This window comes from Denitratimonas tolerans (genome assembly GCF_037203605.1).
In the GTDB taxonomy this organism is placed as follows: Bacteria; Pseudomonadota; Gammaproteobacteria; order Xanthomonadales; family Xanthomonadaceae; genus Denitratimonas; species Denitratimonas tolerans.
This window is the reverse complement of the sequence record NZ_JBBDHC010000019.1, coordinates 25,732-39,022: the sequence shown is the minus strand read 5'-3', so window position 1 is coordinate 39,022 and position 13,291 is coordinate 25,732. Positions and strand designations below refer to the sequence as shown.

Genomic DNA, 13,291 nt, shown 5'->3' with positions numbered 1-13,291 from the left:
CCGGTTCCCCCAACTCACAGTCGAGACATTCCATGCAGGACTCAACAGCCATCGAGCGCGGCCCCCAGCAGCGGGCGCTGTGGATGTCCACGGCCGCCTTCACCGCGTGCTTCGCGGTGTGGACGATCTTCTCGATCATCGGCATCGAGGTGCAGAAGCAGCTGGGGCTGAGCGAAACCCAGTTCGGCTTGCTGATCGGCATGCCGATCCTGACCGGCAGTCTGATCCGGCTGATTCTGGGCATCTGGGCCGACCAGCACGGCGGTCGCCTGGTGCAGGTGCTGGTGATGCTGGCGGCGGCGGCGGCCACCTGGATGCTGACCTACGCCGACAGCTACGCCAGCTTCCTCCTCGCGGCGGTCGGCGTGGGCATCGCCGGCGGTGCCTTCTCGGTGGGCGTGGCCTACGTCTCGCGCTGGTTCCCGGCCAGCCGTCAGGGCCTGGCGCTGGGCATCTTCGGTGCCGGCAACGTCGGCGCGGCGGTCACCAAGCTGCTTGCCCCGATGGTGATGGTCGCGCTCGGCTGGCAGGCGGTGGCTCAGTACTGGGCGATCGGACTGGCGGTGATGGCGGTGATTTTCTGGTTCACCACCAGCGACGACCCGGAGCAGGAACAGCGCCGTCGGGAAGGCGCGAAGCCGCCGAGCCTGGCCAGCATGCTGGAGCCGCTCAAGAACGTGCAGGTCTGGCGCTTTTCGCTCTACTACTTCTTCGTCTTCGGCGGCTTCGTCGCGCTGTCGCTGTGGCTGCCGCGCTACCTGATCGGCGTCTACGGCATGGACATCCGCACCGCGGGCATGGTGGCAGCCGCCTATTCGATCCCGGCCAGCCTGTTCCGGGTATACGGCGGCGTGCTGTCCGACAAGTTCGGCGCGCGCCGGGTGATGTACTGGACCTTCGGCGTGTCCATCGCCTGCTGCTTCCTGCTGGCCTATCCGCCGACGGACTACGTCATCCACGGCATCGAAGGACCGATCCGGTTCACCCTCAGTACCGGCGTGACGGGATTCATCGTGCTGGTGTTCGTGCTGGGCTTCTTCATGAGCCTGGGCAAGGCCGCGGTGTACAAGCACATCCCGGTGTACTACCCCAAGCACGTGGGCGCGGTCGGTGGCATCGTCGGCCTGGTCGGCGGCCTCGGCGGCTTCCTGCTGCCGATCGCGTTCGGCGCGCTGAATGATCTGGTGGGCATCTGGCAAAGCTGCTTTGCGCTGCTTTTCGTGGTCGTGCTGGCGTCGCTGGTGTGGATGCACGTCTCGATCCGCGCGATGGAGCGCGGGGTCGCCGAGAAGGAGCTGCGCAAGCTGCCGGAACTGCCGGAAATGCAGCCCATCCACAAGCCCGAGCACGAGGGCGTGCTGGGCAGCCACCTGCTGGAGGACTGGCGGCCGGAGGATCCCGTTTTCTGGGAGGCCACCGGGCGGCGCATCGCCCGGCGCAACCTGTGGCTGTCGATTCCCTCCCTGCTGCTGTCGTTCGCGGTCTGGATGGTGTGGTCGGTGGTGGTCGCCAAGCTCCCCGCGGTCGGCTTCCGGCTCACGACCGACCAGCTCTTCTGGCTGGCGGCGCTGCCGGCGCTGTCGGGCGCGACCCTGCGCATCTTCTACTCCTTCGTGGTGCCGATCTTCGGCGGGCGCTTCTGGACCACGCTGGCGACCTGGTCGCTGATGATCCCGGCGCTGGGCATCGGTTTCGCGGTGCAGAATCCGGATACGCCGTACTGGATCCTGCTGCTTCTGGCCCTGCTCTGCGGCTTCGGCGGCGGCAACTTCGCCTCCTCGATGTCGAACATCTCCTTCTTTTTCCCCAAGTCCGAGAAGGGCCATGCGCTGGCGCTCAACGCCGGGCTCGGGAACCTGGGCGTGAGCGCGGTGCAGTTCCTGGTGCCGCTGGTGATCACCGTCGGGGTTTTCGGGGCCCTCGGCGGCGAGCCGCTGATGAGTTCGGACGGCGTGGCCGATCACCAGCCGCTGTGGCTGCAGAATGCCGGCTTCATCTGGGTGCCCTTCATCGCCCTGTCCGCGATCGGCGCGTGGTTCGGCATGAACGACCTCACCACCGCCAAGGCGTCCTTCGCCGAGCAGTCGGTGATCTTCCGTCGCAGCCACAACTGGATCATGTGCTGGCTGTATCTGGGCACCTTCGGTTCCTTCATCGGCTACTCCGCCGCCTTCCCGCTGCTGGCCAAGATCCAGTTCCCGCACGTGCCGGTGCTCAAGCTCGCCTTCCTCGGGCCGCTGGTGGGCGCGCTCAGCCGCTCGTTCACCGGCTGGATTTCCGATCGCTGGGGCGGAGCGAGGGTGACGTTCTGGGTGTTCGTCGGGATGGCGGCAGGCGTCCTGGGCGTGGTGTATTTCCTCCACGCGCAGAGCTTTGCCGGCTTCTTCGCGGTGTTCCTGTTCCTGTTCTTCGTCAGCGGCGTGGGCAATGCCTCCACCTTCCAGATGATCCCGGTGATCATGCGCAAGGAAATCGACCGGCTGATGCCGGGCATGACGCCGGAAGAACGCACCCGGCAGGCCGACAAGGAAAGCGCGGCCATCATCGGCTTCAGTTCGGCGATCGCGGCCTACGGCGGATTCTTCATCCCCAAGAGCTACGGCTCCTCGATCGCTCTGACCGGCAACGCCGACGCCGCGCTGTGGTCGTTCTTCGTGTTCTACCTGACCTGCATCGGGCTGACCTGGTACGCCTACACGCGCCGCAAGGGCCTGCTGTACGACGTCGAGCGCGGCGCGCGCGCGGCGTGAAGCGAACGCCCCCGCCGCGCGGCGGGGCATCACCGCACGGCGCGCGCCTTGCGGGCAGGGGTGGCGTAAGCTGGGGTGCCTCCGGCACGGATTCACGCATGGTCCCGATGCAGCTCCAGCCCCTGATCGACCTGCGCGGCGCGGGCACCAGCCTGACGCCGCAGCGGGCGCAGCTGCTGCACGCGCTGGACGCGCACGGCTCGATCAGTGCCGCCGCGCGTGCGGTGGGCATGAGCTACAGGGGCGCGTGGGATGCCGTGGCCGCGCTCAATGATTTCGTCGGCGAGCCGCTGGTCAGCGCCGAAGCCGGCGGCAGCGGCGGCGGCGGCGCGCGCCTGACCGACACGGGGCGGCGCGTGCTGGCCTTTCACCAGGCGCTGACCGCATTGCAACAGCGGCTGCTGGCGGGGCAGGGGGAATCCGCCTGCTCCGACGATCTCGATCAACTGCTGAGGAGGCTGGGAAATCTCATGCTCAGGACAAGCGCGCGCAACCAGTACGAAGGCACCGTGCAGACCATCCAGCGCGGCGCGGTGAACAGCGAGGTGATCCTCGACCTCGGCGGCGGCGACCGGCTGGTCGCCATCGTCACCAACACCAGCGTGGACGATCTGGGCCTGCGCGAGGGCGGCAGCGCGATCGCGCTGGTGAAGTCCTCGTTCGTGGTGCTGGGCGAGCCGGGCGTGCGCACCAGCGCGCGCAACGCGCTGGCCGGCAGCGTGCTGTCGTGCCGGGAGGGCGCGGTCAATGCCGAGGTGGAACTGCAGTTGGCCGGCGGCCGCCGCGTGGTGGCCACGATCACCAACGAGAGCGCGCGTGAGCTCGACATCAGCGAGGGCGTGCCGATGCTGGCGCTGATCAAGTCCTCGCACGTGATCCTTGCCGTGGCGGTCTGATCGCTCCCGCCGGCATGCCGCCGGCGGGAGCGGGAAGCACCGGGAGCTTCGAAAAACCCCCCAGTCCGCGTCATTCCGGCGAAAGCCGGAATGACCGTCTTTTTTGTAGGAGCGACCCTGGTCGCGATCAAAGCGTCGGACGCATCGCCAAGCGCTACCGGTTGCCGTGCCCTCCATCGCGACCAAGCTCGCTCCTACACCGCACCCTTGAGGCTTTCGCCAGATTTTTCGAGGCTCTCCGCCGTCAGAACCCGTAGCTGACGTTGAGGAACCAGGTCCGTCCCGGCATCGGGTAGCCCTCGGCCAGCTCGTACCACTTGTCGCCGAGGTTGCGCCCGCCGACCTCGATGTCGAGCCCGTCCCGCGGCGACCATACCAGCTTGGCGCCGAGCGTCGCGTAGCCGCCAAGGCGCAGGAAGCCGCCCTGGTTGCCGGGGCCGCTGCAGGTGACGATGCGGCCCTGTTCGGCCTCGGCGGTGGCCAGCGCCTTCCACCGCGGCGAAAGCGCCCACTGCGCGTGCGCGAAGAGGCGCTGGCGCGGGCTGTTGGTCAGCAGCACGGCGGGATTTCCGAGGTTGTCGCGATCCATCCAGGTATAGGCCGCGCCAAACTGCCCGCGTTCGCCCACGTCCTGCTGCAGCGACAGCTCGACGCCGCGGCTGCGCGCCTTGCCGATGTTCTGTGCCTGGTTGCAGACCGTGCTGCCGCATTCCGCGGATGCCACCTGCGCATCCTGGATCAGCTCGTCGATGCGGCTGTGGAACCGTGCCGCTTCCGCCTGCGCGCCGGACCACAGCTGCCCGCGCCAGCCCAGCTCGACGTGGCGCGCGGTTTCCGGCTTCAGGTCGGGATTGGGAAGGGCCGCGCCCATGCGCGCCGAGTAGCGATCCTTGATGGTCGGGAAGCGGGTCTTGCGCGAGACGCTGGCGAACAGCTGGCCGTTCTCGCCGACATCGCGCTGCAGTTCGACGAGCGCGTTGTTGGCGCTGGTTTTCCCGATCGGCCAGAAATAGACCTCCCTGGCGTCGCGCTGCTCGTGGCTCGCGCCCAGGCGCAGTCCGTAGCGGTCGCCCAAGGTGATGCTGTCCTCCAGCGCCAGCGAGGTGGTCACGTCGCGATAGTTCTTGGTCGGCGACTTGGGATTGGTGTCGCGGTGGCGATCGTCCTTGTGGTGCAGCGCAAGCTGCAGGTCGTGGTTGGCGATGGCCTGGGTGGACAGCGCCACGCTGACGCCGCGGGTCTTGTCCTCGTACACGCTGGGAAAGCTGGTGGTGTTGAGCTGGGTGGCGTAGGTGCCGTCGCTGTAGGCCTCCAGCCCGTTGCCGTAGCGATCCTCGTAGGCGCGCAGCTTCAGGCTGCTGCTTTCGCCCAGGCCGAGGTTGCCGATGAAGTACAGGCTTTCCTTGTCCCACCACGGCCAGCGCCAGTAGCGGATGCCGCTGCCGGTGCGGCCGGTGTAGACGGGATTGCCCTTCTCGCCGTCCTGCTTCACGTAGCCGATGGCGAACTCGCTGCGCTCGCTGGGCGCATAGCCGATCTTGATCGAGGCGCGGCGGTCGCTGCGGTAGGCGTTCTCGCGCTCGTCGCCCGTGTCGGTGGGATTGGCCTTGTAGTCGATGAAGCCGTCCGGCAGCGGGAAGCCGTCGGCATCCAGCCACGACCAGCCGGCCTGCAGGTACCAGTCGCCGTGGCGCATGCCGAGGTTGGCCGCCGCCTTGCGCTCACCGCCGCTGCCCGCGCCGAGGCGCACGTCGCCTTCCAGCGGCTGGGTAGGCTTGCGCGAGACGAGGTTGATCGCGCCGCCCAGCGTGTTCGGGCCGTACAGCAGCGAGGCCGCGCCCTTGGCGACGCGGATTTCGGCCAGGTCGAAGGTGGTGAAGCGGCCGAAGTCGATGTAGCCGTCGTAGGGGACGTACTGCGGGATGCCGTCGAGGAACACCGGCACCTGGCGCGGGTCGAAGCCGCGCACGTACACCAGCGATTCGTTGCGGCTGTTGTTGGACAGCGCTACGCCGGGCGCGATGGCCACCGCCTCGCCCACGGTGTCGCGGTTGAGCGCGTCGAGCTGCTCGCGGGTGATGGCCGATTCCCCGGCTGGCGGCTGCGCGGTCCGCTGGCCCAGCACGACCACGCGGCCGAGCTCGAAGGGTTTGACGGTCTTGCCGGCGGCGTCTTCGGCGTGGGCCGCGGCGAGGCCGGCGAGGCCGGCGAGCAGGGCGGTGACCAGCGCGCCGATGAAGCGTTGCATGGGAGTGGGACATGGCTCTTCTCTGGGTTGGGAAAACGTAAATCGCGGGCACGACGCGCCCTTGCCGTCCTCCCTGGCGTCGGGCGGACGGGCGCGGGGCTGGTCGGGGCGCGGGGCGGCGGCGGGGTGAAGCGCTATGCGCAGCCGCCGCGCGGGGTCATTCCATGCGGATCACTTCGATTCCGCTGAGCCAGCGCACGTGGCGCGGGCCGGTCTTGATGTCCTGGCCGGAGATCAGCAGCAGCTGGCCTTCGCGCGCTTCCAGCGGCTTTCCGTCCTTCTCCCAGGCCACCAGCACGTCCTTGCCGATGGGGCTGTTGTACAGCTCGTTCCAGGAAAAGGTGACGAGGTAGCCGTCGGTGGCGCGCGCCAGGATCACCATGCGGCGCGCGTCCTTGTGGCCCTGCACGTCGATGCCGACCCGGTCGATCACGTCGGTCAGGCGCACGCCGCGGAAGTTCTGCACCGAACCCACGGTGGCACCGGAGGCGCAGACCACGTCCACCGGGCCGGTGTCGCGCGCCACCAGATCCTGGAGCGCGGCCACGTCGAACTCGGCGGGGGCCTTCACCGCGCCCGTGACGCGGACCGAATGGCTGGGCGCGCCGGTTTCCGGATGGTCGGCGGGTGCCGCCGACAGGGCCGGAGCCAGCAGCAGCGCGAGCAGGAGCGCGTGGATCTTCATGGGAGCCTCCTCGTTATGAAGTTGAGTACATACCGTAAACAGGATAGCGCCCGCGCCGCGCTCGCGGATTGATCCACGTCAGTTTTCCGCCGTCCGCCACTGCCGGTACAGCGCGCGCAGCTGCCCGGCGAACAGCAGCGCCCAGGCCGCCATGCCGATGGCGAACATCGCCTGCGGCAGGCGCGCGAGGAAGGGAAGCTGCAGCGCGTCGATCATGCGATGCGTGCTGGCCGCGTACATGCCCAGCGGGAACACCGCGCCCCAGTACATCGGGTCGTAGGTGAAGGGAAAGCGCCGCACGCCGTGGCGCCAGATCGCCAGCACCACCAGCATGGGAATCCACCAGGTGCCGGTGGCCCAGTAGAACACGGTGAATCCCTTGAGGAAGGGCAGCATCGAGTGCAGGAACGGCGCGTGCGGGGCGTTGAGGATCAGCAGCGAACCGGCCAGGGTGGAGATCGCCATCGCGCCCATGTTGATCCAGTACGGCGGCGACAGATCGGCGGGAGAAAAGGTGAAGAAGGTGTAGCGGTAGAAGATCAGCGACATCATCCAGATGTAGAGCATCCCGCCCCACAGCCACATCGACAGGGCGAAGAAATTGAGTTCCATGCGCAGCGGCTGCCCGACGGCGGGAGCGATCAGCGCCGCCAGCACCGCCATCGACTGGGTCGCCACCACCGCCAGCAGCCAGCCGCCGTTGATGCCGCGCGCAAGCTCCGGTTTCTCCTGCTTGACCGTGAGCACGGTGAAAATGGTGTAAGTGAAACCGATCCAGGCCAGCAGCCCGACGGTGCCCAGCGTCGCCGCCACGCGCAGGTCGCCGCCGATCAGAAGGCTCTGGCTCCCCAGCACCCCGCACGCCGCCACGAAGGTGAAGAAACCCGGCGCGTTGAGGTGGTTGAAGAGGTCGTCGCGCACCCGTCGCGGGTGCCAGACCAGGTGCGCCAGCGCCAGCGCGCCGATCACGATGAAGAGCAGCCAGTTGAGCGCGAGCAGGGCCTTCGCCAGCACCGGGACGCCCAGCAGATGGGCGGCGATCGACATGATGCCGGTGGCCATCACCATGCTGAAATAGCCCGGTGACAGCGACGCGGTGGCGTGGCGCAGGTGGCGCAGCAGGCTGGGCATCGCGGCGAATTCCCCCGAACGGATGGCGCACCGGGCGAAACCCGGGCAGGCGATCGGCAGACTAGGGCCGCCGGGCCGGCGTGGACTTGATGGAAGTCAAACCCGCTTCCGGCCTAGACCAGCAGCGCGACCGCCTTGACCTGCGCCCACAGCATCATTCCCGGCTGCAGCGCCAGGCGCTCGACCGAGCGATGCGAGATCCGCGCCAGCAGCGGCGTGCCCGACGCCTCCAGCCGCGCCTGCACCTGCCCGCCGGGCAGCGGGTCGAGTGCGACCAGGCGTGCCGGCACGAGGTTGAGCAGGCTGGAATCCCCGTGTCGGCTCAGCGCCAGGCTGACGTCGCGCGCCTGGATGCGCACGCGCAGCGCCGTGCCGGCGGCCAGCGTCGCGCCGTGTGCATACAGCGCGCCGGCCGCGGTGGCGAGCCGCACCAGCCCGTGCGCGTCGCGCGCGTCGGCCGTGGCGTCGAGCACGACGCCGGCGTCCTCGCGCAGCGCGAGCGGCAGGTCAGCGCGGTTGAGCACCTCCAGCGCCGGCCCGCAGGCGCTGGCGCGGCCGTCTTCCAGCAGCACCAGATGATCGGCCAGGCGCACCGCCTCCTCGATCGCATGGGTGACGTAGAGGATCGGCAGGCCGGCCTCGCGCCGCACGGTTTCAAGGAATGGCAGCACCTCCGCGCGGCGCGCCGCATCCAGCGCGCTGAGCGGCTCGTCCAGCAGCAGCCAGCGCGGCTCGCACGCCAGCGCGCGGGCCAGCGCCACGCGCTGGCGCTCGCCTCCGGACAGCGTTTCCGGGCGGCGCGGCAGCAGCGCCGAAAGCGCCAGGCGCTCGATCCAGGCGTCGAGCGTGGCGGTTGCCGCACCGGCACGCTTCCAGCCGTAGCGCAGGTTGTCCAGCACGCTCAGGTGCGGCAGCAGCGCCGCGTGCTGGAACACCACGCCGAGCGCGCGACGGTGCGGCGGCAGGAAGGAATCCGCGTCCTGCCACGTTTCCCCGCCGATCCGCACGCAGCCGCGCGCGGCGGGCTCCAGTCCGGCGGCGATCCGCAGCAGGCTGCTCTTGCCACTGCCCGAGGGGCCGAACAGGACAGTGGTGCCGCGCGCCGGCAGGCGCAGGTCCACGTCGAGCGTGAAGCTGCCGCGCGCGAGCCGGGTCTGGAGAGTGATGCCCGCCGGCTCAGCCATCGGTGACCGCCGTGCGGCGACCGAGCCACTGCATCACCAGCAGCAGGCCGAACGAAAACAGCAGGAGGCCCGCGGCCAGCCGGTGCGCCTCGCCGTAGGCCATCGCCTCGACCTGGTCGTAGAGCAGCACCGACAGCACCCGCGTCTGGCCCTCGATGCTGCCGCCCACCATCAGCACCACGCCGAACTCGCCAACGGTATGGGCGAAGCCGAGCAGGGTGGCGGTGAGAACCGAAGGCCGCACTAGCGGCAGCGCCACGCTGAAGAAGCGGTCGAGTGGCCCGGCGCGCAGCGTCGCGGCCGCCTCCAGCACCGGCGCGGAGAGGCCGGAAAAGCCGGCCTGCAGCGGATGCACCACGAAGGGCAGGGAGTAGAGCACCGAAGCCAGCAGCAGGCCCTGGAAGGTGAAGGCCCAGGATCCCAGCCCGAGGAGATCGGTGGTGCGACCGATGATCCCGTCCGGTGCCAGCGCGATGAGCAGGTAGAAACCCAGCACCGTGGGCGGCAGCACCATCGGCAGCGACACCAGCGCGCCCACCGGCGCGCGCCAGGCCGAGCCGGTGCGCGCCAGCCACCACGCCAGCGGCGTGCCCAGCGCCAGCAGGATGATCGTGGTGAGGCCGGCGAGCTTGAGTGTCACCCACGCCGCCAGCACCCAGGACGGCCACTGCATCGGGTCAGTCCACCCGGTCATAGCCGTGCTCACGCACGATGGCGCGCGCCGGCGCGCTGCGCAGGTAGTCGGAGAATGCGCGCGCGGCCGGATTGTCGCTGCCGCGGATGAGCAGCACGGCGCTCTGCACGATGGGCGCGTGCCAGTCCGCGGGAATCTCCCAGCCGGACCCGCGCGCCTGCCGCTCGGCCTCCTGAACCTGCGAACGCGGCAACAGCCCCAGCGGCGCGGCGCCGGTCGCCACGAACTGCATCGCCTGGCCCACGTTCTCGCCCTGCACCAGCGCCGGCTGCAGCGCCTCCCAGCGCCCCAGCCGCTGCAGCACTTCGCGCGCTGCCGCGCCGTAGGGTGCCAGCGCCGGGTTGGCGATCGCCAGCCGAGGGATGTCTCCGCCGCGCAGCAGGGCCTCGCCGTCGCCGATCCGGCCCGGATCGCGGCTCCACAGCACCAGCCGCCCGAGGGCGTAGTCATGGACTGAATCGGCCTTGGCCAAACCTTCGGACACCAGCCGCCGCGGCGTCGCGGCGTCGGCCGCGAGCAGGAGGTCGAAGGGCGCGCCGGCGCGGATCTGGGCGTAGAGCTTGCCGGTCGAAGCCGAGCTGATCCGCAGGCGGTGGCCGGTGCGGGCGTGGAAATCCTCGGCCAGCGCCTCGCAGGTATGCAGGAAGTTGGAGGCGACCGCGGCACGCGCCTCGCCCGCCCGCGCGAGGCCCGATCCCGCCGCCAGGCAGAGCAGGAGCAGGGCGCACAGCCCGCGCGGGATCGGCGTCATGGCGCACCTGTGCCACAGCCTGCGCCGGGCAACGGCGCGTTCGACAGCGCGTGACGCCCGTCGCCGCAGACCGCGCAGTCGCTGTGCCGATGCAGCGCGAGCCGGTCGAACCGCATCGTCAGCGCATCCACGCAGAGCAGGGTGCCCAGCAGCGGCTCGCCGATGCCCAGCAGCAGCTTGAGCGTCTCGGTCGCCTGCAGCATCCCGACCAGGCCGGGCAGCACGCCCAGCACGCCGGCCTGCGCGCAGTTGGGCACCAGCTCGGCCGGCGGCGGCGCGGGAAACAGGCAGCGGTAGCAGCCCGCCTCGGGCCGGCGCGCCGGCCAGAACAGCGCCACCTGCCCGCGGAATCGATCCACCGCGCCGTGCACCAGCGGCAGCCCGAGGCGCACGCAGGCGTCGCTGAGCAGGTAGCGCGTGAGGAAGTTGTCGGCACCGTCCACCACGACATCGTGATCCGCCAGCAGCGCGTCCGCGTTGCCGGGGCCGAGCCGGACCGCGTCCTGCCGCAGCGCGATGCCCGGCCACAGCGCCGCCAGGCGATCCGCGGCCGAGGCGACCTTGGGGCGGCCAATATCGGCCTCGCCGTGCAATACCTGGCGCTGCAGGTTGCTGCGGTCCACGCGGTCGTCGTCGATCAGGCTGAGGTGGCCCACGCCGGCCGCCGCCAGATACAGCGCGACCGGGGAACCGAGGCCGCCCGCGCCGACCAGCGCCACGCGCGCATCGCGCAGCCGGCGCTGGCCCTCCAGCCCCACCTCGGGCAGCAGCAGATGGCGGCCGAAGCGTTCGAGGAAGTCGGGCGTCTCGTTCGGCGCGGTGACGGGCAGCGCCTCGGCGCGCCAGCGCGCCAGTCCGCCGGCGACCGACCAGACTCGCGCATGGCCCAGCTCCCGCAGCCGCGCCGCGGCGCGCGCGGTGCGCTGGCCGCTGGCGCACAGCAGGCCGACTTCCTGCATCGGGGCGGGCAGCGCGGCAGCCGGATCGGCCAGCAGTTCGTCGAGCGCCACTGCGCGCGCGCCTTCGGCCGTGCCCGCGGCGCGCTCGCCCTCGCTGCGCACGTCCAGAAGCGGCACGCCCGCGCGGACGCGCGCCCAGGCCTCAGGCGGAGACAGTTCGAGCGGAGCGTCCGGGCCGGCGTCGCGGTGGCCGGAGCGCGAGGCGGCGGCGTTCTTCATGTCACTCCAAGTTCTGCACCTGCTCGCGCATCTGTTCGATCAGCACCTTCAGCTCCACCGCGACCTGGCTGGTGCGGGCGTCGACGGACTTGGAGCCCAGGGTGTTGGCTTCGCGGTTGAATTCCTGCATGAGGAAGTCGAGGCGACGGCCGACGGCTTCGCGCAGGCCGAGCACGCGGCGGGCTTCGGCGATGTGGGTGGCGAGGCGGTCGAGCTCTTCGTCCACGTCGAGCTTCTGAAGCCACAGCACGAATTCCTGCTCCAGGCGGCCGGGATCGAGCGCGGGTGCCAGCTCGGCGAAGCGCGCCTCAAGGCGGGTGCGCAGGCCGGCGCGGATCTCCGGCAGCCACTGGCGCACCTGCGCGCAGGCCGCTTCGGCGCCGGCGAGGCGCTCGCGCAGCGTGGCGGCGAGCATCTCACCCTCGCGCTCGCGGGCACGAAGGAACTCGGCGATGGTTTCCTCGGCCAGCGCCAGCGCCTCGCCCTGCAGGCCGGCGCTGTCGATGCCGTCCTGCTGCATCACGCCCGGCAGCGCCAGCAGCGTGGCGAAGTCGACGGTGAGGCCGGGGAAGCGCGGGCCGAAGGTGCGCGAGGCGGCGGCGAGCTGATCGAGCAGGGGCTCGTTGAGCCGCAGCGTCGCGCTGGCGGCATCGGGCGCGGCGCGCAGGCGCAGGCTGAGCTCCAGCTTGCCACGCTGGACCTTGGCACCGATGCGCTCGCGCAGCGCCGGCTCCAGCACGCGCAGCTCTTCGGGCGCGCGCACCGAAAGCTCCAGATAGCGGTGGTTCACCGCGCGCAGCTCGCACCCCAGTGTGCCCCACGGAGTCTGGCGTTCGGCCGAGGCGAAGGCGGTCATGCTGCGGATCATGCGGTGTCTCCGTGAGTGCAAAGCGCAATGCTGCATTGTCGGGCATGCGGCGGCGCATCGCCATGGCGGCGGCGCGCCGCGGTGGCCGGCGGCAACGCGGTCGCGTCCGGATGGTAAGGTGCCTGTTTTCACACGGACCTTCCCCATGACCTCGTTTTCCCGCCCGAGCGGCCGCGCGCCGGACCAGTTGCGGCCGGTCCGCATCCAGCGTCGCTACACCCGCCACGCCGAGGGTTCGGTGCTGGTCTGCTTCGGCGACACCCAGGTGTTGTGCACCGCCAGCGTGGAGGCGCGCGTGCCGCCGTTCCTGCGCGGCAAGGGCGAGGGCTGGGTGACGGCCGAATACGGAATGCTGCCGCGCTCCACCCACACCCGCAACGACCGCGAAGCCGCACGCGGCAAGCAGGGCGGTCGCACCCTGGAGATCCAGCGCCTGATCGGCCGCGCGCTGCGCGCCTGCGTCGATCGGCGCCTGCTGGGCGAGCGCACCATCACGCTCGATTGCGACGTGCTGCAGGCCGACGGCGGCACCCGCACCGCAGCGATCACCGGAGCCTACGTCGCGCTGCACGATGCGGTGGGCTGGCTGATGGCGCGCCGCGAGATCGCGCGCTCGCCGATCTTCGGTGCCATCGCCGCGGTGTCGGTGGGCGTCTATCGCGGCGTGCCGGTGCTGGATCTCGACTACGCCGAGGATTCGGACTGCGACACCGACATGAACCTCGTCATGAACGACGGCGGCGGCTTCATCGAGCTGCAGGGCACGGCCGAGGGCCATGCCTTCCGGCGCGACGAGCTCGACGCGCTGCTGGCGCTGGGCGAAGCGGGAGCGCGTGCGCTGTTCGGGGCGCAGCAGGCCGCGCTGGCCGAATGATCCTGCCGGCAAGGCGCGGTCTCGCCATCCCG

At 70.4% G+C, this 13,291-nt stretch carries 11 protein-coding genes and 1 pseudogene; 4 read left to right on the top strand and 8 right to left on the bottom strand.

From position 1 onward, the window contains the following. Positions 1 to 32: 32 nt before the first annotated feature. From WB794_RS13550 to WB794_RS12025, 3 genes and pseudogenes are all read left to right on the top strand, one after another. A pseudogene (locus tag WB794_RS13550) lies at positions 33 to 1,277 on the top strand (MFS transporter); the annotation flags it as partial. Beyond that, a complete protein-coding gene (locus tag WB794_RS13545; protein WP_415926690.1) occupies positions 1,269 to 2,750 on the top strand; it encodes a NarK family nitrate/nitrite MFS transporter in 1,482 nt (493 codons plus the stop codon). The pseudogene WB794_RS13550 and the gene WB794_RS13545, both read left to right, overlap by 9 nt. Before the next feature lie 98 nt (positions 2,751 to 2,848). Further along, positions 2,849 to 3,646: a TOBE domain-containing protein gene (locus WB794_RS12025; RefSeq protein ID WP_337336101.1), complete on the top strand. Its 798-nt coding sequence runs from the start codon at positions 2,849 to 2,851 to the stop codon at positions 3,644 to 3,646. Positions 3,647 to 3,890: 244 nt separating this feature from the next. Here the strand turns inward: WB794_RS12025 and WB794_RS12020 are convergent, their stop codons facing one another. From WB794_RS12020 to WB794_RS11985, 8 genes are all read right to left on the bottom strand, one after another. After that, on the bottom strand, positions 3,891 to 5,894 hold the full coding sequence (locus WB794_RS12020) for a TonB-dependent receptor plug domain-containing protein (RefSeq protein ID WP_337336100.1): 2,004 nt from the start codon (positions 5,892 to 5,894) through the stop codon (positions 3,891 to 3,893). A 157-nt stretch (positions 5,895 to 6,051) separates the two neighbouring features. Further along, entirely contained in the window at positions 6,052 to 6,579 is a 528-nt protein-coding gene (locus tag WB794_RS12015) for a molybdopterin-dependent oxidoreductase (RefSeq protein ID WP_337336099.1), read from the bottom strand. A 78-nt stretch (positions 6,580 to 6,657) separates the two neighbouring features. Next, complete coding sequence (locus WB794_RS12010; protein ID WP_337336098.1) at positions 6,658 to 7,710, bottom strand: tellurite resistance/C4-dicarboxylate transporter family protein; 1,053 nt, start codon at positions 7,708 to 7,710, stop codon at positions 6,658 to 6,660. A gap of 113 nt (positions 7,711 to 7,823) precedes the next feature. Then, positions 7,824 to 8,894: a molybdenum ABC transporter ATP-binding protein gene (gene modC / locus WB794_RS12005; protein WP_337336097.1), complete on the bottom strand. Its 1,071-nt coding sequence runs from the start codon at positions 8,892 to 8,894 to the stop codon at positions 7,824 to 7,826. Then, on the bottom strand, positions 8,887 to 9,567 hold the full coding sequence (gene modB / locus WB794_RS12000; RefSeq protein WP_337336096.1) for a molybdate ABC transporter permease subunit: 681 nt from the start codon (positions 9,565 to 9,567) through the stop codon (positions 8,887 to 8,889). The genes modC and modB overlap by 8 nt, the downstream gene beginning before the upstream one ends. A 4-nt stretch (positions 9,568 to 9,571) precedes the next feature. Beyond that, positions 9,572 to 10,339 carry a molybdate ABC transporter substrate-binding protein gene (modA, locus tag WB794_RS11995; RefSeq protein WP_337336095.1) on the bottom strand — a complete coding sequence of 256 codons (768 nt, stop codon included), beginning with the start codon at positions 10,337 to 10,339 and terminating at the stop codon, positions 9,572 to 9,574. Further along, on the bottom strand, positions 10,336 to 11,517 hold the full coding sequence (gene moeB, locus WB794_RS11990; protein WP_337336094.1) for a molybdopterin-synthase adenylyltransferase MoeB: 1,182 nt from the start codon (positions 11,515 to 11,517) through the stop codon (positions 10,336 to 10,338). Before moeB ends, modA begins: the two co-directional genes overlap by 4 nt. A gap of 1 nt (position 11,518) precedes the next feature. Beyond that, the gene (locus WB794_RS11985; protein ID WP_337336093.1) at positions 11,519 to 12,385 is read right to left on the bottom strand and encodes a YicC/YloC family endoribonuclease; all 867 of its coding nucleotides are present in this window, start codon (positions 12,383 to 12,385) and stop codon (positions 11,519 to 11,521) included. 145 nt (positions 12,386 to 12,530) lie between these two features. On the opposite strand from WB794_RS11985, the gene rph reads away from it, so the two are divergent. After that, positions 12,531 to 13,259 (top strand): ribonuclease PH, encoded by a 729-nt coding sequence (gene rph, locus WB794_RS11980; RefSeq protein ID WP_337336092.1) that lies wholly within the window; start codon positions 12,531 to 12,533, stop codon positions 13,257 to 13,259. Positions 13,260 to 13,291 lie beyond the last annotated feature (32 nt).